This is a genomic window from Pseudomonas sp. SDO5271_S396, assembly GCF_054071795.1.
In genome coordinates this window covers 263,241-284,020 of the sequence record NZ_JBSVWB010000002.1, presented here as the reverse complement: position 1 = coordinate 284,020, position 20,780 = coordinate 263,241, and the positions used below count along the sequence as shown (strand labels likewise).

Genomic DNA, 20,780 nt, shown 5'->3' with positions numbered 1-20,780 from the left:
GATCAGTAGAACAACGGAAGGATGTAAGGGAAGCCGAGTGCGACCAGCACCAAGGCCGCCACCAACCAGAACAGCAGCTTGTAGGTGGTGCGTACCTGCGGGATGGAACAGACCTCGCCTGATTTGCAGGCAGTTGCCGGGCGGAAGATCCGTCGCCAGGCGAAGAACAGCGCCACCAGTGCTGCACCGATGAAGAACGGTCGGTAAGGTTCCAGCACGGTCAGGTTACCGATCCACGCCCCGCTGAACCCCAGGGTGATCAGAACCAATGGCCCAAGACAGCAGGTCGAGGCGAGAATCGCCGCCAGCCCCCCGGCGACAAGAGGGGCGCGCCCGTTTGACGGTTCAGACATGCATTTCTCCTTTTGAGCATTTGATCGATGGTTTAAGGTTACTTCCGTAGTCAAGTACGGGATCAAGCGCTATGGAGAACACTGTGGAAAGTCTGACCATCGGCGCCTTCGCCAAGGCGGCCGGGGTCAACGTGGAAACCATCCGTTTCTATCAGCGCAAGGGACTGTTGCCCGAACCGGACAAGCCTTACGGCAGTATTCGCCGTTACGGCGCGGCGGATGTCGCACGGGTGAGATTCGTGAAGTCCGCGCAGCGGTTGGGCTTTAGCCTCGAAGAAGTGGCCGGCCTGCTGCGGCTGGACGACGGCACTCACTGCGACGAAGCGCGCGCGCTCGCCGAGCAGAAGCTTGAGGATGTGCGGGGAAAACTCGCGGATCTGCAGCGAATCGAATCAGTCTTGGCGCGACTGGTCCATGACTGTTGTGCGAGCCAAGGGACTGTTACCTGCCCGCTGATCGTTTCGCTGCATGGGGAAAGAGAACGGGCATGATGCGGTTGGAGGTAGTAGGGCTTACGTTGGTTTTTGGTTCCATTGCTCCCCAACCCCCAACCCCCAACCCCCAACCCGCATTCGGCGAACTTTTTCGAGCTGGCTGACTGGTAGTGCTCTACATCAAGACACCGATAGAGCTCGGCTTCGCCGGCAAGCTGTTCGATAACGTCTTAATTTTTCGGCGCCATGTAAACGACGGATGAAGCCAAACCGGGCTCCAAAGTGGCCCGGTAAGCTGCACCGATTGATCGCCCGCATCGCCAACGACATTGGCTTAATCGCCTAGCATCGAAGAAGGACTCACAGTGGAACGCCTGACACTCGAACGCAACCAGGTCTGGCTGTACCTGGGTGGCATACTGGCCGGACTGACCCTTGGTAATCTCGCTCCCGGAATGGGAAGTACTCTGGAATACATGTTGTGGCCGGCTCTGGTGGCGTTGCTCTACGCCACTTTCGTGCAGATGCCGCTGTTACATGTGCGTGAGGCGTTTCGCGACCATCGCTTTGTGGGTGCGGTGCTGATGGGCAACTTCCTCCTCGTTCCCCTGCTGGCCTGGGCGATGTTGCAGTGGCTGCCTCACGACCCAGCACTGCGCTTGGGCGTGTTGCTGGTGTTGCTCGTGCCCTGCACGGACTGGTTCATTACCTTCAGCCAACTGGGTGGAGGCAATGTGCCCCGTGCTATTGCGGTCACGCCGATCAACCTGCTACTGCAGCTGGCATTGTTGCCGCTCTATCTGTGGTTGATGCTTGATCAGGGCGTCGCCTTAGAATTGCGGGTGATCGACCTCTGGCCAGCTCTGTTGGTCGTATTGATACCGCTTGTGTTAGCTGCATTGTCGGAGCGCTGGATCGAGGCCCGAGCGGGGCGCGATGTTTGGCGCGAGCGATTGGCCTGGTGGCCGGTGCCGCTGTTGACACTGGTGGTGTTCCTCATCGCCGGTGCCCAGGCTGAGGCGGTGCGAGCGGCGCTGAGAGAGTTGCTGATCGTCATCCCAGTGTTCGTGGTGTTCCTGCTGGCCGTGCCCTACATTGCCAAGCTACTGGCGCGGCTGATGGCGTTGCCCAGCGATCACGCCCGCACCCTGGCATTCAGCTTGGGGACACGCAATTCTTTTGTGGTCTTGCCATTCGCCCTGGCCCTGCCTGCGGGCTGGGAGGTTGCAGCCATGGTTATCGTCCTGCAGTCGGTAATCGAGCTGTTCGGTATGGTGTTCTACCTGTGGTGGATACCCCGCAGGCTGTTCAAATAGGACGCGCCGGTCATGGAAAAATGGGTGCTGTACGCCTTCATCTCGATGTTTTTCGCCGGATTCACGTCGGTGATCGCCAAGATGGGGCTCAATGGGATTTCCGGCGAGCTGGGGCTGACGATTCGTACGCTGTTCGTCTGCGCTTTCGTGCTGCTCTTCGCGGTTTGGGCAGTACCCGTACAGCAGCTCGCCGAGGTCAGTCAGCGCAACCTGCTGTGGCTTGGCCTTTCCGGCATCACCACGGCGCTGTCTTGGATCTTCTACTACAAAGCGTTAAAGCTGGGGGACGTAGCAACGGTGGCGCTGATCGACAAGGGCAGCGTCGTGGTAGCGATGCTGATGGCCTGGCTACTGCTGCGCGAAGTGATCACGCTACGGATGCTGGCCGGTGCGGGATTGATCGTGGCCGGGCTCCTGGTTATCGCCAAGAAGCCCTGAGCTCTGAGCTCTGACACTAGGCCTCATGCCGCTGAAAGGCTGCCGCTAGCGTCAATTGTGCACGGGCCTCGATGATCTCGATCAGCTCGAAGTGCTTGGGAAACTCTCGCTTGAGCCAGCCGCTGGGCACGAAGTGATGATCGAGGTGAGCGACTGTACTTTGGCCTTCGGCAGCCGCGCAGAGCATAATGTTCAACTCTGAATCATCGCCGGCCATCGCCGCCGGCACGAAGACGATGCCACTGTTGCTGATACCGAAAGAGCGTCTCCATTCGGGGAATCGCTTCTGCTCGGGGTTTGAAACCGCAAACCAATGAATCTTATCCATTTATTCCTTCTCGAAAGGGAGCAAAGTGGAGTACGGCAGCGGATCATCTTCGGCTGCGGCTAATACCTGGTCCAGCACCGCCTCGGGGACATCGAGAGCACCGAGAATCACGTACAGCTCGGAAAACACGTTAATCCTGGCTGCGCGATCGAAGCCGGCATCACCACCGACTGACTCGGCATGATCGAATGCAGTGGCAACGGCATTCTCCTTGAGCAGATAACGCGCGCCGCAATCGCAGAGAAATGGTTGTTTAGCGTTGTAGAAACGATCCTGCGCCTCCCAGCCATATAGCCTCGGCTCCATGGGCTTGCCGCACTTGGGGCAATAGGCAGGTTGCACATCGGTAAGGTAAAGCATGGCTTGAGTTCCTTTCCTGGCCGACCGCTCCGTGTTTGGAGGGCCGTACAATGCGCGCTATTGTCGTAACCCCGCTTCACCGCTGTCCAGAAAAGGTACAAAGGTACAAATGTCCCTCCCGCTTGACGCGAACCATACCGCCCAGACCAGCCCCGGATTGATTCGCCTCGATCCGGCCTATGCCCTGTCAGCCCAGCTCGCGGAGCGCCATCTGCTGGGCTACCTGATGCTCAATGGTGAGGCGTGGCGCGTGGTGGCAAAGATTATCGATCCAGGCGATTTCGAGGGGTATCCGCATTGCCGGATTTACCTGGCCATGGAAACACTGGCCAGTCTCGGCGAAGCCATCGACATCCTGACGCTTTGTGAGTTGCTGGAGTCGGACGAGCATTACCAGGCCGCTGGAGGTATCCAACTGCTCGGGCAACTGGCCACGGAAACTCCGATTCGTTTCGAGCAGGTAAGCGGTCTGGCTCGCCTACTCAGAGGTTTTGGTGTGCTGCGCTCCAGCCTCAATGAGGCCTATCAGGGCCAGCGCCGACTATGCAGCCTGCTGGAAGCCAAATTCTTCGGGCTCTCGCACGGCAAGTCATGGGTCGCCACCATCGAGGACACAATTCGGCAGGAGCAGGCATTTCCGCAGACCTGGCTCGGGCAGCGCGTCTGCTATGTCTACGACGAATCCGTTACCGAGGACGCGACTCTGTGACCAGCACTATCAGCCTGAGAATCCGCCTGCACCTTGGCGAGGATATCGCCATCGGCCCCGGGAAGGTTGATCTGCTGGAAGCCATTCAGCGTAGCGGCTCGATCAGTGGAGCGGCGCGCGAACTGGGTATGTCCTATCGACGTGCCTGGCTTCTGGTGGAAACCATGAACCGCTGCTTTCGCGAGCCTCTGGTCATATCGCTAGTCGGCGGTCGACATGGCGGCGGTGCTCGACTGAGTGATGCTGGGGAGCAGGTTCTGCGGCAATTTCGCAGTATCGAGGCTCGTGCCCGCTCGGAAGTTGAGACGGGTATGACGACCATTCAAGCATTACTAAAGCGCTGACCCAATAAATAAGCTGACCGCAGAGTCAGATTATTCTTGATTGACGCTGTATCTCAAGATATATAGCGTCACTCCAAAAACAACACAGAAGAAGGTTCACCATGGCTTCATGCACAACTATCCGCAATTGGCTGGTCGGTCTGTCCATGCTGATTTGTACGGCTCAATCCTGGGCCGAGGCTCCCGCTGTCGCCGCCGCAGCTGACCTGCAGTTTGCCTTGGAAGAAGTTCATCAGCAGTTCAAGGCCGATACAGGACTGTCGTTACGGCTGGTATTCGGCTCCTCCGGCAATTTCTACCGCCAGATCAGTGAGGGGGCGCCTTTCCAGCTTTATTTCTCGGCCGACGAGGAATACGTGCAGAAACTGCATGAAGCCGGTAAGACAGAGGATGAAGGCGCACTTTATGCCGTGGGCCGCATCGTACTGATGGTGCCAAACGGCTCGCCGCTCAAGGCTGATGAGCAACTGGCCGACCTGCGTGTTGCACTGGCGGACGGTCGCCTGAAGAAGTTCGCTATCGCCAACCCGGAGCACGCCCCCTATGGCCGGCGGGCCGAGGAGGCGCTCAAGCACGCCGGCCTCTGGGCAAGTATCCAGGACAAGCTGGTGTTGGGCGAGAACGTCGCCCAGGCGGCCCAGTTCGCCACTTCGGCCAGTGCTCAGGGCGGCATCGTTGCCTACTCCCTGGTGCTGTCACCGAATATGGCCAAGCGCGGCCAGTACGCCCTGATTCCCAGTGACTGGCACGAGCCTCTGAAGCAGCGCATGGTGCTGGTCAAGGGAGCCGATGCCACCAGCCAAGCGTTCTACCGCTACCTGCAGGAGCCGGCCGCTCGCGCCATCCTGGCTCGATACGGCTTCGTTCTACCCGCCCAGGAAGATTAAGCGTGGATTGGTCAGCACTGTGGCTGTCGCTCAATCTGGCGTTCTGGACGATGCTGGTTCTGCTCCCCGTGGGCATCTGGGTCGGCCGTAAGCTGGCTTGGTCAAACTTTCGCGGCAAGAGCATGACCGAGGCATTGCTGGCCCTGCCATTGGTGTTGCCGCCGACGGTGCTCGGCTTCTACTTGTTGCTGGCCATGGGTGGCAACTCACCCCTCGGTCAGGGCTATCAGACACTGTTCGGCCACTCCCTGACCTTCAGTTTCGAGGGGCTTCTGATTGCCTCAGTGCTGTTCAACCTGCCTTTCGCCATCCAGCCCATGCAACGGGCCTTCGAGGCCATTCCGGCGGATATTCGCGAGGCGGCGCGCTGTTGCGGTCTATCACCCTGGCAGGTGCTGCGACGCATCGAGTTGCCGCTGGCCTGGCCGGGCATCCTGTCCGCCTTGGTGCTGACCTTCGCCCACACCCTGGGTGAGTTCGGCGTGGTGTTGATGGTCGGCGGCAGCATTCCCGGCGAGACGCGCACCATCGCCATCGCCATCTATGACCGGGTACAGGCCTTCGACGATCAGGCGGCGGCGGTGATGTCCGCCGTGCTGCTGCTCTTCTCGCTGGGTGCCATCGGCCTGTCCTATTTCGCCACCTCCAGGCTGGGTCGACGCCATGTCCATGACTGACGAGAAGGATGGCTTGTACCTGCGCGTGCGGCAGGCCGCCCCCATCCCGCTGGACGCCGAACTGCACTGCGCGCCGGGCGAGGTGCTGGCACTGGTTGGCCCGTCGGGTAGCGGCAAGTCCACCTTGTTGCGCAGCATCGCCGGCCTCCATCGGCCGCAGCAGGGACTAATCCGTTGCGGTGGCGAAACCTGGCTCGACAGCGAACAGCAAGTTGCGGTGGCCACCGACAAGCGCCGGATTGGCATGGTGTTCCAGCACTACGCGCTGTTCCCGCACCTGTCCGCGTTGGACAACATCGTGCAGGCCATGGGCGAGGTGCCGCCTGCCGAACGCACGGATCGCGCCTTGGCATTGCTGGATAGACTCCATCTGCACGGCCTGGCGCAACGCCACCCGCATCAGCTGTCCGGTGGCCAGCAGCAGCGAGTCGCCGTCGCTCGCGCCCTGGCTCGCGAACCCAAGGTGTTGCTGCTCGACGAGCCATTTTCGGCAGTGGACCGGGCGACCCGCGAAGCGCTGTACGGTGAACTGGCCGAACTGCGCGAAGTGCTGCGCATGCCGGTGCTGCTGGTCACCCACGACCTGGACGAAGCCACCCTGTTGGCGGATCAACTCTGCATTCTTTCTGCCGGCAGAACTTTGCAGGCCGGCATACCCGACCGCGTGCTGGCCGCCCCGGCGACGCCCGAGGTGGCGCGCCTGGTGGGGATGCGCAACCTGTTTACGGGTACGGTCCTGCACCATGGCACCGATCACAGCTTGATCGATTGGGAAGGCCAGCCGTTGCGTGTTCGTCGCCAGGCGGATTGGATGCCGGGACAACGCGTGAGTTGGGGGTTGCCGACTTCCAGCGTACTGCTGATGCCTCAACAGCATGCGCCAGGCGCTCTGGACAATCCCGTAGACGCGCAGATAGAGCGACTGTTGCCGCTGGGCGAGCACTTGCGTGTCGAACTGCGTCGAGGCCAGGCGAGCTTGACCATGAACGTGCCCCGTCATCTGGCGCAACGCTACGGCCTGGCTGCGGGCCAGCGCCTGACGATTCGCCTACGTGGTGAAACCATCCATTTGATGCCCGTCGAGGGCAGCCTTTAGGTAAAAATCCATGCGCATTAACAAGCCTGCCGTATTCGGTGCGGGAGCTGGTGTAGGTCTGCTCGGTGGGCTGATAGGGCTTGGCGGGGCCGAATTCCGGCTGCCACTGTTGATCGGCCTGTTCCGTTTCTATGCACTGGAGGCGGTGATCCTCAACAAGGCCATCAGCCTGGTGGTGGTGACAGCGGCCTTGCCGATCCGCTCGTTTTCAGTACCGCTCCATGAGGTGCTGGCCTGGTGGCCAGCGATACTCAACCTGCTGGCCGGCAGCCTGATCGGTGCCTGGGTCGGTGCCGGCTGGGCAACTCGCTTGCAGTCACACCACCTCTACCGGGTGATCGCAGTGCTTCTGCTGCTGATTGCGCTGATCCTGGTGTTTGGTCACAGCCCGTATAGCACGGGCCACCCGCTGCTGGAGGCACCCTGGTTGATTCCGGCTGGCCTGCTGGCCGGACTAATCATCGGCATCGTCGCGTCTTTGCTGGGGGTGGCCGGGGGCGAGTTGCTGATTCCGACCTTCGTTTTGCTCTTCGGCGCGGATATCAAACTGGCGGGTAGCCTTTCGCTGGCCGTCAGCCTGCCGACGATGCTGATCGGCTTTGCCCGCTACAGTCGCGACCAGAGCTTCGCCGTGTTGGGCAAGCACAGGCCGTTCGTGCTCTGGATGGCTATTGGCTCTCTGGCTGGAGCCGCATTAGGCGGCGTGCTGCTGGGCTGGGTCAGCACAGCCGTCCTGCTGCCGCTGCTGTCCGCCATCCTCGTGTTATCGGCAATCAAGCTTTGGCGACACGCTTGATATTCAATTGCCTCTAGTTTCCTAGAAAGGCGATAGGCCGTTTAGGGTCCAGGCTATGTGAAAACAGCGAATGCGGTCCTCTTGAGCGGCACGCTGCATTGGGCCCTCAACAAGTGAGGTTTCGGCCGAACAGAGAGCTGCTGGTCGATAGAGTACCCGACGCTGCTCTCCGAGTAGAGAGCAGCGTCCGCATGGCTTACTTCTTAATTGCTTGCAGGTAGTCCTTCAGGGTCGCCTCGTCGGCAGATTTGACAGTCATGCCTTCAGGGCCAGTACCGATGTCGGTGAATTGCTTGGCCGGCTCCCCACTTTTCTTGAACTCCTCCAGCTCCTTGGAGCCTTCACGGAATACCCACAGACGACCATCTTCGACCTCGGTGACAAAGCCAGGCTTGTCGTACTGACTGGCGAAAGAGGCGGTGGCGAACAGGCTGGTCAACAGCATTGCAGTCAAAGTCAGTTTTTTCATCGCAAGGTTCCTGCTTGGGTTAGAGATGCGATAAAGCCTAAAGCTCTTCTGATGACGGAAAGATTACAAAATATGGATATGCGATTAATCAGATGTTTCAGGGTATTGCCAGCTCCAAGCTTCGGCCTGCTTGCTGCCGTAAGCCAGCGAAGCTAAGCCCTTCAAGCGTGTTTGTGGGTTACTCATCCACTGGATTGCCATTTTCGCTTTACTGAATATTCGCTAAAACGTATATTCCTGAAACCATATTCGGTTCGAGATTTAGCAATGGCTTACAAGACCCGCGTGCTGTTCGTTTGTGTGGCTAACGCTGCTCGCTCGCAGCTGGCTGAAGCGCTGCTGCGACACACTGATTCCGAACGCTTCGAGGCATTTAGCGCCGGCACTGAGCCTGGTGAGGTTGATCCGCGCACCCTGGATGCGCTTGAGCACCTTGGCGTAAACACCGAGGGACTGCGCAGCAAGTCCATCGATGAGTTTGCCGACGAGCATTTCGAATACGTCATCACGCTGTGCGATAAGTCGTCTTTGGAGTGTCAGGCCCTTCCAGGTGCCGGCGAGGTACTGGCGTGGAACTTTGAAGACCCGGTGACCAGCACCCAGCCCGATGCATTCCGCCACACCCTTCACGAGATACACGAGCGCATCAAGATGTTCGTGCTGGTGAAAACCAAACGTTGAGACCTTTATGGCTGACCATCTGACCCCTACCACTGTATTCAAATGCCTGGCAGACGAAACCCGCGTTCGCCTGATGCTGCTCATAACCCGCGAGGATGAGTTGTGCGTCTGTGAGCTGACCTGCGCGCTCGATGAAAGCCAGCCGAAGGTTTCCCGCCACCTAGCGCAACTGCGCAACTGCGGCCTGCTGGAAGATCGCCGGCAAGGTCAGTGGGTCTATTACCGCCTGCACCCCAGCCTGCCGGACTGGGTGATCGCCATCCTGAAAACCACTCTGGATGCCAATCAGCACTGGCTCAGCCCAGACGCCAAACGCCTTGATGTGATGGGCGACCGCCCGCAGCGCCTCGCTGCCTGCTGCTGAGTCGCGCTTGGCCTCTACGAGATAGCTTGATGAAGATTTTGTTTCTCTGCACCGCCAATAGCTGCCGCAGCATTCTTTGCGAAGCTGTGCTCAATCACTTGGCTCCTGCTGGGATGAAAGCCTACAGCGCCGGCAGCCAACCTAAAGGTGTCGTGCACCCACTGAGTCTGAAAACGCTGGAAAACGCCGGCATCTCGACCGCAGGGCTCGCCAGCAAGTCCAGCGATGTTCACGAGGGCCTCGCCCCTGACTTCGTGATCACGGTCTGCGACAAGGCTGCCGGTGAAGCCTGTCCGGTGTTTTTCGGGCCCGCGACCAAAGCTCACTGGGGGCTGGCTGATCCGTCGGAATACCAGGGGACTGACGAGGAAATCGAAGCGGCTTTTGATGCCACCTTGGAGAAGATCAAAACCCGTATCGAGGCCTTCCTGGCTTTACCGCTCAAGCAGATGAGTGCCGAACAACTCAAGGCCGAGCTGGCCCTGATCGGCACGCTCTGACATTGGAGACATGACGATGAGCAAAAGCCGCCTTTCATTTTTGGATCGCTACCTGACGGTCTGGATATTTCTCGCCATGGCGATTGGCGTCAGCTTGGGCAGCCTGTTCGATGGTCTGCCAGGTTGGCTGAACAGCCTGTCGGTAGGCTCGACCAATATCCCGATTGCTATTGGTTTGATCGTGATGATGTACCCGCCTTTGGCCAAGGTCAGGTATGAAGAGCTGCCTGAGATATTCAAGGACAAGCGCATTCTCGCGTTGTCGCTGATCCAGAACTGGGTGATCGGCCCGGTACTGATGTTTGCTCTGGCAGTGATCTTCCTGCGCGATTACCCCGAATACATGACAGGCCTGATCCTTATCGGCCTGGCACGCTGCATCGCCATGGTGCTGGTGTGGAACCAGATCGCAGGCGGCAACAACCAGTACGTTGCCGGCCTGGTCGCGTTCAATAGCATCTTCCAGATCGTGTTTTTCAGCCTGTATGCCTGGATCTTCCTCGGCCTGCTGCCACCTTTGTTCGGGCTACAGGGCAGCGTGATCGACGTGAGTTTTGTCAGCATCGCCGAGTCCGTGCTGATCTACCTCGGCATTCCGTTTCTGGCTGGTTTCCTGACGCGCAAGATCCTCATCAGCCGCAAAGGCGAAGAGTGGTTCAACCAGCGTTTTATCCCGCGTATCAGCCCGCTAACGCTGGTGGCGCTGCTGCTGACGATCGTGGCGATGTTCAGCCTCAAGGGCGACATGGTGCTGCAACTGCCGCTGGATGTGCTGCGTATCGCCATCCCGCTGACCATCTACTTCGTGGTGATGTTCTTTATCAGCTTCTGGATGGGCAAGCTGCTGAACGCTGATTACCCACGCACTACCGCACTGGCCTTCACCGCTGCCAGCAACAACTTCGAACTGGCTATTGCTGTAGCTATTGCCACGTTCGGCCTGGCTTCGCCGGTGGCCTTTGCCACGGTGATCGGCCCGTTGGTTGAAGTGCCAGTGCTAATCGCCCTGGTCGGCGTAGCCCTTTGGCTCAAGCGCCGCTGGTTCGACCAGCCTCGCGCAGCACTCGCTCAGGAGTAGACGTATGTCTGAAGAACACATCCCCAATCTAGATACCGAACTGGTCGATTTGCCCACCCTCGACAAGCTCGGCAGCCCGCTTACGGTCACGCACAAGCCACGCATCCTGCTGCTCTACGGATCGACCCGCGCCCGCTCGTTCAGTCGCTTGCTGACCGAGGAAGCCGCTCGCCTGCTGGAGCGCTTCGGTGCCGAAACGCGGATCTTCAATCCCTCTGGCCTGCCTTTGCCGGACGATGCTCCGGACAGCCATCCCAAGGTGCAGGAACTGCGCGAGTTGATGCAGTGGTCGGAAGGCCAGGTCTGGTGCTCACCCGAACGACACGGCTCGATGACCGGGGTGTTCAAGGCGCAGATCGACTGGGTTCCACTGGCCATGGGCGCGGTACGCCCGACCCAGGGCAAGACCCTGGCGGTGATGCAGGTCTGTGGTGGTTCGCAATCCTTCAACGTGGTCAACCAGCTGCGTGTGCTTGGCCGCTGGATGCGCATGTTCACCATCCCCAACCAGTCGTCTGTCCCGAAGGCCTACCTGGAGTTCGACGAAGCAGGCCGGATGAAACCATCGGCTTTCTATGACCGCGTAGTGGACGTGATGGAGGAGCTGGTGAAGTTCACCCTGCTGCTGCGTGAGCGCTCCGACTACCTGGTTGACCGCTATTCCGAGCGCAAGGAATCGGCGGAAGAACTCTCCAAACGCGTTAATCAACGTTCCATCTGAAGGATTTTTGATCGTGCAACAACATCCGTACTCCGTGCTGACCTCCGAGCAGGTCAAGGGCCAACTGATCTTCACGCCGTGCCCTGGCACCAAAGACACATCGGTCGCTGAGGCGCTGGACACCCTCAAGGAGGCCGGCGCTTCAGCCTTGCTGACGCTGATGCCCACTGAAGAACTGACCCAGAACGAAATCGAGAATCTGCCTGGGCAGTGCCAGCAGCGCGACATCGAATGGTTCCACCTTCCAGTGGAGGACGACCAGACCCCCGGCGAACCATTCCAGGCGGCCTGGGACGCCAATCGCGAGCGGATCAAGCAACTGCTCACTGAAGGCAAGAGCATCGCCATTCACTGCAAAGGCGGTTCGGGTCGTACCGGCCTGATTGCCGCACAGCTGCTGATCGAGTGCGGTGTTCCGTTGCGCGAGGCGGTCAGTGAAGTGCAGGCGTTGCGCCCCCGTGCGATTCAGCACCCTGCGCATATCAACTACATCAGCCAGTTCGACACCGCCCAGTCGTAATTGCCCGCAGCTAGCCGCCCCGAGAGAATAAAAACATGAGCATCAAAGTAGGTATCAACGGTTTCGGTCGTATCGGTCGTCTCGCCCTGCGTGCAGCCTGGAGCTGGCCAGAGTTCGAGTTCGTGCAGATTAACGACCCGGCAGGTGACGCAGCGACTCACGCCCACCTGATCAACTTCGACTCGGTACATGGCCGTTGGAACAACGAAGCCAGCTCCGAGGGCGATCATGTCGTGATCGGTGGCCAGCGCATCAAGGTGACCGCCAACAAGGCGATTGCTGACACCGATTGGTCGGGCTGCGATCTGGTCATCGAAGCCAGTGGCAAGATGAAGACCGTTGCAGTGCTACAGGTCTACCTGGATCAGGGCGTGAAGCGTGTGGTGGTGTGCGCGCCGGTCAAGGAGAAAGGCGCACTGAACGTGGTTATGGGGGTCAACCAGCACCTGTTCGACCCTGTGCAACACCGCATCGTTACCGCTGCGTCCTGCACCACCAACTGCCTGGCTCCAGTGGTCAAGGTGATCCACGAGAACCTGGGCATTCGCCACGGCTCGATCACTACGATTCACGACCTGACTAACACCCAGAGCATCCTCGACCAGCCGCACAAGGATCTGCGTCGTGCCCGTGCTTCGGGAATGAGCCTGATTCCGACGACCACCGGATCGGCCACCGCGATTGCTGAGATCTTCCCCGAGCTGCGCGGCAAGTTGAATGGCCATGCCGTGCGCGTGCCGTTGGCCAACGCCTCGCTCACCGACTGCGTATTCGAGGTCGAGCGCGCCACTTCGGTGGATGAGGTCAATGCACTGCTCAAAGCTGCCGCCGATGGCCCGCTGAAGAATATCCTCGGCTACGAGGAGCGTCCCCTGGTCTCCATCGATTACCGCACCGACCCGCGTTCTTCGATCATCGATGCGCTGTCGACCATGGTGGTCAATGATACCCAGGTGAAGATCTACGCCTGGTACGACAACGAGTGGGGATACGCCAATCGTGCTGTCGAGTTGGCCAAACTGGTCGGCTTGGCCGTTTAACAGGGAGCGATCATGAAGGCGTTGTCAGCCCTTTCCCCGGAAGTGCGCCAGTACCTGCTGGTCACCGGTAATTACTGGGCCTTTACCCTCACCGACGGCGCGTTGCGCATGTTGGTGGTGCTGCACTTCCACACGTTGGGCTACACACCGCTGCAAATCGCTGCGCTGTTCCTGTTCTACGAGATCTTCGGCGTTATCACCAACCTGGTGGGCGGCTATCTCGGTGCACGCCTGGGCCTGAATCGCACCATGAACATTGGTTTAGGCCTACAGGTGGCGGCCTTGCTGATGCTCACGGTGCCCGCCGCTTGGCTGACCATCCCCTGGGTGATGGGCGCTCAGGCCATGTCGGGTATCGCCAAAGACCTCAACAAGATGAGCGCCAAGAGTTCGATCAAGCTGTTGGTGCCTGACAACCAGCAAGTCACGCTCTACAAGTGGGTGGCGATCCTCACTGGCTCAAAGAATGCGCTGAAAGGAGTTGGCTTTTTCCTCGGCGGTGCGTTGCTGGCATTGATGGGTTTCACCGGCGCAGTGCTGGCGATGGCCGCCGTACTGGCCCTGATCTGGATAGCCAGCCTGTTCCTGCTGAAGAAAGACCTAGGCAAGGCCAAAGCCAAGCCCAAGTTTCGCGACATCCTCTCCAAGAGTCGGGCGATCAACATCCTCTCCGCGGCCAGGTTGTTCCTGTTCGGCGGCCGCGATGTGTGGTTCGTGGTGGCCTTGCCGGTCTACCTGAGCACGGTGTTTGGCTGGGACTTCTGGCTGGTGGGCGGTTTTCTGGCGGCCTGGGTCATTGGCTACGGCATCGTGCAGTCGTTCGCCCCGCACATCACTGGAAAAAAACGTGGTCACGTCCCTGATGGGCGAGCTGCCTTAGTTTGGGCGGCGCTGCTGGCTGGCCTACCTGCGGCGATTGCTCTCGGTCTTTCGGCTGGGTGGTCGCCCCAGGTTGTGCTTCTGGGCGGGCTGATGCTGTTCGGCGTGCTGTTTGCGGTGAACTCGTCGCTGCACAGCTACCTGATCGTGTCCTATGCCAAGGAAGACGGGGTGTCGCTGGATGTAGGCTTCTATTACATGTCCAACGCACTGGGGCGGCTGATCGGTACGTTACTCTCGGGCTGGGTATTCCAGGCCTATGGTCTGGAGGCCTGCTTGTGGGTTTCCAGTGCGTTTGTACTGGCCGCTGCGCTGATTTCCATCGCCTTGCCTAAGCACCTCGATGCGGCTCAGCAGGCCTGATCAGGCGGCTCAGAGCGGAGGCTCTCAGGCCTCCGCCGTTGCCAAAAACTGTTCGATCTCGGTTGCCGTGCTGCGTGCCGTACGGGTCACCCCGATCAGGGTTGCTGAAGCCGATCCCGTCCATTCGCCATAGCCCACCAGCCAGAGCCTGGGTTCGTGGGCGGTGCGAGTCCCCTCAACCTCGACTCGCCCCTCATCGTTGCTCAGCCTCAAGTTGGCCAGGTGGCCCAACGCAGGTTTGAAGCCGGTGCACCAGATCACTGCATCGACCATGGTCTCCGTGCTATCGGGCCAAACGACACCTGATGACTACATCCCACTTATTTTCAGAGCGAGCTTCCACTGAGGGACTCCAAACAGATCGATTGCGCAGTGTAATAGCCCGCATCAGCCAGAACGCTGATCTATCTCAGGTAATACCTGCTCAGCTGCCTTCGCGATCTGGCAACTCACTGGCTCTATATTCTGGGGCCAGATCGACCAACGGCGCGATCATCATCTGAGCAGTGCGAATCCAGGAGCTCAACGTCTCAAGATCTAATAGCACTGATTCGGCTACCTCCCAGATGCAGGATTCCTCGGTCGTAACCGGCGGTAGAGTGCCTTCGACCAACGCCAGGGCCATCGTATGCAGCTTCAGCAAGTCGTCGCGTACAGCAATCATCCCACCCACCTCAGCCAGGCTAGTGTCCAGTCGATCGACCAGTCCGAGTAGCTGTGACGTGTCGAAGCTGTTGCGAAGCTTCTCCAATGCTGCGACGTCCACCTCTCCACACGGCGTAACGCGAAAAGATGCGGGAGGAATGTTGATCATGTGGCCATCTCGGTATCGGCCTGGCTGGTCGTGCTGACCCGTAGCGAGCCGGCGGCTTGTTGAAACACCGAATCCTTGATCCAGGGCTCCGGTGGCCGATTGAGCTTAAGATTGAACTCGCCGAAGCGCTTGACGTTGCTGGTCAGGTAGGGACTGAGGAAGGACACATCTTCGTCGGTGAACTGCCAGCCCTCGCGGGCCAGTTTCTGCAGGATGCGCATCATGTCCACGGTGTTCTGCAGGATCACCGACGAGGCCACCATGTCGTTGTAGCGCAGGCGTTTCTGCTGCTCGTCCGGATCGTTCTCGGCGATCACATCGCCGCCGAAGGATAGCCACTTGGAGAAACCGTTGTAGGACTCGATCTTGTTGGTGTTCGCGGTGACCTCCTGGCGCAACTCGCGACTGCCGATCCAGTTGAGCAGGAAGATCGTACGGATCACGCTGCCCAGTGCCTGTGCCGCATGGTAGAGCTTGTTACGCCTGCTGTAGGAACCGAGTTTTCGCAGCAGCATGGGCGAGGAGATTTTGCCGGCCTGGATAGACAGCGCGACCTGCATCAAATCCTGCCAGTGGGTTTCGATCAGGTTCCAGTCGGCAGTGTCGGTGAACAGACGGTTGATATGCTTGTACGAAGCGCCGCGATCCGGCCGGCACATCACCAGGTCCCGCCAGTTGCGAATACGTGGCATCAGGTTGATGCCCAGCAGATGGGTGAAGGCAAAGACCGTCGCCGATTGCCCCTGAGTATCGGAATACACAGTGTCTGCCTCGACACTGAGATCAGCCTTGAGCAGCCCCTCAATTACGTAAATCGCCTCCCAGATACCAGGTGGGATGAAGTGCTGGAACACCGCGATGTAGTTGTTGGCCACATGCCGATAAGCCACGGCCCCCATCTTGCGGTAGCGGAAGTGGTAGCCGGCCAGCAGGTTGTCATCATAGAAGTCGAACTGCGTGCCGTCCGCAGCTACCGCCTTGCCATCGCCCCAGAGCTTGGGCAGATCAAGTTGAAGGTAGAGTTCCACCAACTCGCGGTTGGCCTTGTCCAACTTCTCCAGCGAGAGGTGGCGGCGATTTGTATAGGACAGCATGTGTGGCGTGACATTACCGGCCAGATGCCGCGCGGCCTGGTTAGGGCCTAGGTTGCAGCCCATGGCGAAAATCGTCATCAGGTAGCGCTCGGCCGGATCTTTAAGCTTCGGCTCGTTACCGGACATCGGCCCGAAATGCCGAGTGAACTGAATCCAATGCTCGATGTTAGCCATGATGTCGAGCACGTGCCTGGCCGGCATGCGCTGCATAAGCGCCGTCTGCAGCGAGATGGCCGAAGGTGGGATGTCCCGCGCCGTTACACGACGCAGTACCGGTTCGCCGGCCTCGTTGATCGACACATCCCCCCGACAGGAGGGAAACTTGTCATCCAGCTGCTGTGCGGTTTCTTCCAACTGGCTCTTGAGCGAGGCGACAAATTCCGTCGCGTTGGCAGGCAGACCCACTTTCTCGCAGTAGGCAGGTAGTCGCTGGAGACACTCTTCCCAGGGTAGCAACTGCTTGCGGTAGTCGGCGAAGGATTCCGATCCTTGTACGCACATGTCGCCGGATCGCAGCTCGCTGGCCAAGTAGGAGAATACGCAAACTTCCAAATAGCGGCGGTTGGTCGATGGCCCTTCACTGGCAGGCCGACGCACGACCTTAACCCAGCGCTCCGACGCGAACGACAAGTCGACGTGCTCATCGATCCATTCGCGGTGTAGATTCTCGCTGTCCTGGATCAGTTGAAGCGCCTGAAGCAGAGATCGATCCTGAGTGGTGGGCTCCAACTGGAGAAGGTGACTGAGACGGAATAACAGCGAGCGATGGGACCTGAAGTGCTTCCAGATCAACGGCAGGTAGTTATTGCCGCCGGTAGCCTGGACTTCGGCGCAAGTCTCGCGCAACCGATCCAGATTGCCATCGGGGGAGAGGTATTCCCGAATCAGGCTTCCAGCCTCCTGGTCATCCGGTTCTTGAACCAGAATCTGCACCACGCCGTCCAGGGTCGCCGCCAACTGCTCCAGCTTCTGGCGCTGACGCGCCTGGATTTGCTCCAACTCCTCTTTGGCTCGCTTATGAATCGTCGAAATCCGCCGGATGAACATCTCGGCCAGGTGATCCCGGGTCCGCACGCGCATGCGGTAGATCAAAGCCAGCATCAGTGTGTAGCGCTTCGGTAGCGAGCAGTCCTTCAGCTCGGCGACGTCTGACGCCGCGGCTTGGGCAGCGAAGTGACGGATCTTGGTGTCCACTATTCCATCAAAAATGACCCCCAGATCCCCGAAGCTTTCGAGCCAGGCCAGATGATCAATCAGCACCTCCAGGTGTTTGCGAGAGGGTTTCTTGGGTGCCTGTTTCAGCGCATTGAAGTCGCTCTGGCGTCGGCCGAAGTCAGTGTCGAGCAGCTCCTTTAGCTTGTGGATCACCTCGATTGGCGTTCTGGTTACTACGAGGTTGAATATTGCCTCTTGGGATTCGGCTTGAATCCTCTCAGCGAGATCATTCAGGGTCGAGTACGCAGGGAGCTCATAATCCTGGCGGATCAGTTCTTCAATCACGGAGTTAATGATGTCGGCACGCTGGTCAAGCACGAACGACATTGCTTTGGCATGCCTCTCGGCGAGCTCGATAGCATCAGAGCCGTAGAATGCAGTCACACCGAGGCGAGCTCGGATCGCGTTCATGTGGCGATATTGCTGAAACCACTTGTATTCCGCGAATTTCACCTTGCTACGCTGACCCAACTCCTCGCGAATGAACGCCACCAGTTGATCAGGTACGTCGGTGATATCAGGGAAATATCGGAGTACCTGAAAGGTCTTCAGGAGAACGGCAAGATTGAGGTGAAAGGGGGCCTTGGACTTGCTTCGTACCCACTTAATCTCATCATCTGAGAAGGAGAAATCCCGCTGCAGCTCAGCTTTTGAATACGCCTTTGACAGAGTGGGATACGCCGTGCGCTCTAATGAAGCCATAGGACCTCCTTTTCTGAGGAATCAGAAAAGATAGTCCACAATCAAGGGCGGTGCGGACGACTTAGAAAAGCCACCAATATCAATATCTTACGCGCGAAGTGAGTGAATTTTCCCTTTATCTCGGCATGACCCCCTCCAGGGCAAACGAAGGCTCGCTTATTGGTTATAACACCTGCCCAAAACAGGTCATAGGCTCGATCGGGATCGACAAAGTCTCCAGCCTCAATGCTGAACGCAACATCCAATGCCATGTTTCTTGTCAAACCTCTGGTAATCCTTTCGATGGCCCCAATGCTACAGCGGGCGACATCAAGGGTTCGATGTGTGGATAGCGTCTGGCACGCCCTCATTGGCCACCGCCGTAGCCGAATCCTCGCACACAACCTAGAGCAGGGCGAACCTAAAGATGGCGAAATGAAATCACTTTATTTCTTGTGCCAACTCCCTCAACCGTTCATCTGAAAACCCATATAGTGGGTTAGTCATATATTGAAACCACTACATATTGGACTAAATTGTATTTTACAGCCTACATGTGGTGTTCTGCCATGAACGAAGCTTTAATCGAGAAAGCAGCGACTGACCTGCTCATGCAGATTTACCGTGATCGCCGGTACCTGTGGCCAGATCAAGAAATTCCACCGATGATGATGCGCAGCCCCCGGATCGCCGCCATGGTCTGCGGCTACGACTATCACGAATATCCCACCCTGGGAGACACCCAGTTCAATCGGCATAAAACCGGTACTCGCATTGCGGGCCTGATTGACCGTCAATCCAATAAGATCGCTGTCGCGACCGAGTTTGGTGACAAAGTTCAGCTCTTCACGGGGGCCCATGAAGTCGGCCATCTTGTGCTGCATGAGGACACCGTCATGCATCGCGACCGCGCGTTTGATGGCAGCCCGTTGCAAACACCACGTGCACCCGCAGAGCGACAAGCCGATCGCTTCGCGGCCTGCTTCCTCATGCCTCAAAAGCTGGTGAGGGAACGGTTCGAATTTATGTTCTGCTGCAAGGGGCAGCTGCGCTTCAGCGACGTGATTGCCTATCACCTCGACCCCAACAATCCGGATCGGCTCCTCTACGCCCCAAAAGAGTCGGGAGAACGTGAGCTGGCTCTGGCGCGATGCACCCGCTTCAACAACCAGAACCTGGTGTCACTTGCCCAGCAATTCGGCGTCTCGGATTCGGCGATGGCCATCCGGCTCAAGGAACTGGAGTTGGTGCGGTGGCCATAAAGCGGCAGGGGTCACAGCATACAAGCAAAGGCATCCCTGGACGCGACTGCAAGAGGAGTGCGCAGGCGTGAGTATGGACGCCCGAAGAGCCAAGACGAGGCCTGATGGCCGAAGCACGGTTAACGACAGCAGTCTCCGCAGAGGCCCGCTCAACGCATCCATTAGAATGCGAATAGCAGTTCTCACACAGGAACAGGCTTGCGACTAACCAACATAACCGTCAAACCGCGAATCTTCTCCGAGGCACTGGAGATCTCTGGATCATTAGACCCAGCTGCGCTGTCAGCCAAAGCGTCTCTGACGGAAACAAGGATGCGTCCGAGCGCTTTGGGATAGTAAGAACTCCGATCGTCTTTGGGGAAAATTGGAATCGATGGGAGAGGGTGGAGCGGATCAATATTCAGGTAACGCAGGTAACGACCAAAGACTTCATCGAAATGGGGTGACAACGGCAGCCAGCCATCCTTGGTTGAGCGAAGCTCAACCCAACGTCCGTCCGACCTACGACTGAACTGATCGAGATGGCTGGGCGACCTGGCGTTTCCCATGACGCTCCAGAGCCGGCGGCCCGAGTACCTAGCCATGATCAGGTACATCTCAATTATTCGGAATTCATGCACGCCCAAGAAATTTGGAAGCGACTTCAAGACCCATTCCAGCTCAGCATCGGTCAAGAAACCGATTGCCTTGGGTTGCTTGAAGGCAAGATCAGCAAGGGGCTGCGCGGCAACGTTTTCACGTGAGGCTGTAGTATCCTTGAGGTAAAAATCCAGAAACTGCGTCGCGCAGCGAATCTCTCGCTTCCAGACATTTTTCTCGATTTCGCCGTCATCACCAATTGATCTGGAATCAAGGAACGGGCGCCAGACTGGGTTTATAGACCAACCCTCAAATGCGACGCCGGGTTCCTGCACGAAGCGAGCCTGTTGCCCGTACACAGTCCAAGCTTTTGGCGGGTTGAGCACAAACTCTGCGTAATTCTCAAAGTCGTTGCGGCGCCAGTCAACGAGTGACAGGCCATGAGCAAAGCTCCAATTGAGCATTTTCTCCAGACCCATAATGCAGCTGTGGTACTGGCGGTGAGGATTTTCTGCACCCCAATTGTGAGCAATCCAATTCACATACCTGTCGACGTACCAGATGTTGATGAAGGGATGGGCTGCCGGGTCTATCTGGGCTAGCCGATCAGCCACAGCTAGATTCGTAGGAAAGGATCGAAGCTGATTTGGCCTCCAGTAGACGTAGGGAGGGAAAATCGGGAATGGGATGAACGGCCGAGTCATGACAGAACCAGGGGGCTAGAATGAGTGATGCCTCCTTTAACCTGTAGCAGAAAGCTGCAGCATTGCCATGGTGGATGT

At 58.4% G+C, this 20,780-nt stretch carries 25 protein-coding genes and 1 pseudogene; 18 read left to right on the top strand and 8 right to left on the bottom strand.

Annotated features, from left to right (window positions below; genetic code table 11):
- Positions 1–2: 2 nt before the first annotated feature.
- Positions 3–353, bottom strand: coding sequence for a mercuric ion transporter MerT (gene merT / locus ACW9IN_RS03030; RefSeq protein WP_021018607.1), 351 nt, complete (start codon positions 351–353; stop codon positions 3–5).
- A 71-nt stretch (positions 354–424) separates the two neighbouring features.
- Between merT and merR the strand changes: the two genes are divergently transcribed.
- The 3 genes from merR to ACW9IN_RS03015 all read left to right on the top strand — a co-directional run bounded on the left by merR (position 425) and on the right by ACW9IN_RS03015 (position 2,541).
- Positions 425–844 (top strand): Hg(II)-responsive transcriptional regulator, encoded by a 420-nt coding sequence (merR, locus tag ACW9IN_RS03025; protein ID WP_021018608.1) that lies wholly within the window; start codon positions 425–427, stop codon positions 842–844.
- Positions 845–1,152: 308 nt separating this feature from the next.
- On the top strand, positions 1,153–2,103 hold the full coding sequence (locus ACW9IN_RS03020) for an arsenic resistance protein (protein WP_059399963.1): 951 nt from the start codon (positions 1,153–1,155) through the stop codon (positions 2,101–2,103).
- 12 nt (positions 2,104–2,115) lie between these two features.
- A complete protein-coding gene (locus ACW9IN_RS03015) occupies positions 2,116–2,541 on the top strand; it encodes an EamA family transporter (protein ID WP_023445421.1) in 426 nt (141 codons plus the stop codon).
- A 16-nt stretch (positions 2,542–2,557) separates the two neighbouring features.
- On the opposite strand, the gene ACW9IN_RS03010 is transcribed toward ACW9IN_RS03015, so the two are convergent.
- Both ACW9IN_RS03010 and ACW9IN_RS03005 read right to left on the bottom strand, forming a co-directional pair.
- Complete coding sequence (locus tag ACW9IN_RS03010) at positions 2,558–2,869, bottom strand: hypothetical protein (RefSeq protein ID WP_059399962.1); 312 nt, start codon at positions 2,867–2,869, stop codon at positions 2,558–2,560.
- Positions 2,870–3,229 carry a hypothetical protein gene (locus ACW9IN_RS03005; RefSeq protein WP_059399961.1) on the bottom strand — a complete coding sequence of 120 codons (360 nt, stop codon included), beginning with the start codon at positions 3,227–3,229 and terminating at the stop codon, positions 2,870–2,872.
- 109 nt (positions 3,230–3,338) lie between these two features.
- Between ACW9IN_RS03005 and ACW9IN_RS03000 the strand changes: the two genes are divergently transcribed.
- The 6 genes from ACW9IN_RS03000 (at position 3,339) to ACW9IN_RS02975 (ending at position 7,738) form a co-directional block, all read left to right on the top strand.
- A complete protein-coding gene (locus ACW9IN_RS03000; RefSeq protein WP_059399960.1) occupies positions 3,339–3,938 on the top strand; it encodes a DnaB-like helicase N-terminal domain-containing protein in 600 nt (199 codons plus the stop codon).
- Positions 3,935–4,282, top strand: a complete 348-nt coding sequence (locus tag ACW9IN_RS02995) for a winged helix-turn-helix domain-containing protein (RefSeq protein ID WP_057390157.1) — start codon at positions 3,935–3,937, stop codon at positions 4,280–4,282. The genes ACW9IN_RS03000 and ACW9IN_RS02995 overlap by 4 nt, the downstream gene beginning before the upstream one ends.
- 101 nt (positions 4,283–4,383) lie before the next feature.
- Positions 4,384–5,169 (top strand): molybdate ABC transporter substrate-binding protein, encoded by a 786-nt coding sequence (gene modA / locus ACW9IN_RS02990; RefSeq protein WP_059399959.1) that lies wholly within the window; start codon positions 4,384–4,386, stop codon positions 5,167–5,169.
- Between the two features lie 2 nt (positions 5,170–5,171).
- Positions 5,172–5,846, top strand: a complete 675-nt coding sequence (gene modB / locus ACW9IN_RS02985; protein WP_059399958.1) for a molybdate ABC transporter permease subunit — start codon at positions 5,172–5,174, stop codon at positions 5,844–5,846.
- Entirely contained in the window at positions 5,833–6,942 is a 1,110-nt protein-coding gene (locus ACW9IN_RS02980) for an ABC transporter ATP-binding protein (RefSeq protein WP_457364478.1), read from the top strand. The genes modB and ACW9IN_RS02980 overlap by 14 nt, the downstream gene beginning before the upstream one ends.
- Positions 6,943–6,952: 10 nt before the next feature.
- Positions 6,953–7,738, top strand: coding sequence for a sulfite exporter TauE/SafE family protein (locus tag ACW9IN_RS02975; RefSeq protein ID WP_059399956.1), 786 nt, complete (start codon positions 6,953–6,955; stop codon positions 7,736–7,738).
- A gap of 196 nt (positions 7,739–7,934) precedes the next feature.
- Here the strand turns inward: ACW9IN_RS02975 and ACW9IN_RS02970 are convergent, their stop codons facing one another.
- Positions 7,935–8,207, bottom strand: a complete 273-nt coding sequence (locus ACW9IN_RS02970) for a hypothetical protein (RefSeq protein WP_059399955.1) — start codon at positions 8,205–8,207, stop codon at positions 7,935–7,937.
- A 267-nt stretch (positions 8,208–8,474) separates the two neighbouring features.
- Here ACW9IN_RS02970 and ACW9IN_RS02965 point away from each other — a divergent pair, with 267 nt between their 5' ends.
- Genes ACW9IN_RS02965 through arsJ form a run of 8 tightly spaced genes read left to right on the top strand, consistent with a single transcriptional unit; the run spans position 8,475 to position 14,353 of the window.
- The gene (locus ACW9IN_RS02965) at positions 8,475–8,888 is read left to right on the top strand and encodes an arsenate reductase ArsC (RefSeq protein WP_059399954.1); all 414 of its coding nucleotides are present in this window, start codon (positions 8,475–8,477) and stop codon (positions 8,886–8,888) included.
- 7 nt (positions 8,889–8,895) lie between these two features.
- On the top strand, positions 8,896–9,252 hold the full coding sequence (locus ACW9IN_RS02960) for a metalloregulator ArsR/SmtB family transcription factor (protein WP_059399953.1): 357 nt from the start codon (positions 8,896–8,898) through the stop codon (positions 9,250–9,252).
- Positions 9,253–9,281: 29 nt separating this feature from the next.
- A complete protein-coding gene (locus ACW9IN_RS02955) occupies positions 9,282–9,752 on the top strand; it encodes an arsenate reductase ArsC (RefSeq protein WP_059399952.1) in 471 nt (156 codons plus the stop codon).
- A gap of 16 nt (positions 9,753–9,768) precedes the next feature.
- Positions 9,769–10,830, top strand: coding sequence for an ACR3 family arsenite efflux transporter (gene arsB, locus ACW9IN_RS02950; protein ID WP_059399951.1), 1,062 nt, complete (start codon positions 9,769–9,771; stop codon positions 10,828–10,830).
- Positions 10,831–10,834: 4 nt separating this feature from the next.
- Positions 10,835–11,551 carry an arsenical resistance protein ArsH gene (arsH, locus tag ACW9IN_RS02945; RefSeq protein ID WP_059399950.1) on the top strand — a complete coding sequence of 239 codons (717 nt, stop codon included), beginning with the start codon at positions 10,835–10,837 and terminating at the stop codon, positions 11,549–11,551.
- 13 nt (positions 11,552–11,564) lie between these two features.
- Positions 11,565–12,071: a cyclin-dependent kinase inhibitor 3 family protein gene (locus ACW9IN_RS02940; RefSeq protein WP_059399949.1), complete on the top strand. Its 507-nt coding sequence runs from the start codon at positions 11,565–11,567 to the stop codon at positions 12,069–12,071.
- Positions 12,072–12,106: 35 nt separating this feature from the next.
- The gene (locus tag ACW9IN_RS02935; protein ID WP_457364477.1) at positions 12,107–13,111 is read left to right on the top strand and encodes an ArsJ-associated glyceraldehyde-3-phosphate dehydrogenase; all 1,005 of its coding nucleotides are present in this window, start codon (positions 12,107–12,109) and stop codon (positions 13,109–13,111) included.
- Positions 13,112–13,123: 12 nt separating this feature from the next.
- Entirely contained in the window at positions 13,124–14,353 is a 1,230-nt protein-coding gene (gene arsJ / locus ACW9IN_RS02930) for an organoarsenical effux MFS transporter ArsJ (protein ID WP_059399947.1), read from the top strand.
- A gap of 24 nt (positions 14,354–14,377) precedes the next feature.
- Here arsJ and ACW9IN_RS02925 read toward each other — a convergent pair.
- The 3 genes and pseudogenes from ACW9IN_RS02925 to ACW9IN_RS02915 all read right to left on the bottom strand — a co-directional run.
- A pseudogene (locus ACW9IN_RS02925) lies at positions 14,378–14,659 on the bottom strand (pyridine nucleotide-disulfide oxidoreductase); the annotation flags it as partial.
- A 118-nt stretch (positions 14,660–14,777) separates the two neighbouring features.
- Entirely contained in the window at positions 14,778–15,167 is a 390-nt protein-coding gene (tnpC, locus tag ACW9IN_RS02920; RefSeq protein ID WP_059399945.1) for a Tn3 family transposase post-transcriptional regulator TnpC, read from the bottom strand.
- Positions 15,164–18,178 carry a Tn3 family transposase gene (locus ACW9IN_RS02915; protein WP_059399944.1) on the bottom strand — a complete coding sequence of 1,005 codons (3,015 nt, stop codon included), beginning with the start codon at positions 18,176–18,178 and terminating at the stop codon, positions 15,164–15,166. The genes tnpC and ACW9IN_RS02915 overlap by 4 nt, the downstream gene beginning before the upstream one ends.
- Positions 18,179–18,726: 548 nt before the next feature.
- On the opposite strand from ACW9IN_RS02915, the gene ACW9IN_RS02910 reads away from it, so the two are divergent.
- The gene (locus tag ACW9IN_RS02910) at positions 18,727–19,419 is read left to right on the top strand and encodes an ImmA/IrrE family metallo-endopeptidase (protein ID WP_044308064.1); all 693 of its coding nucleotides are present in this window, start codon (positions 18,727–18,729) and stop codon (positions 19,417–19,419) included.
- Positions 19,420–19,601: 182 nt separating this feature from the next.
- Here the strand turns inward: ACW9IN_RS02910 and ACW9IN_RS02905 are convergent, their stop codons facing one another.
- A complete protein-coding gene (locus tag ACW9IN_RS02905) occupies positions 19,602–20,612 on the bottom strand; it encodes an integrase (RefSeq protein ID WP_457364476.1) in 1,011 nt (336 codons plus the stop codon).
- Positions 20,613–20,780: the final 168 nt, after the last annotated feature.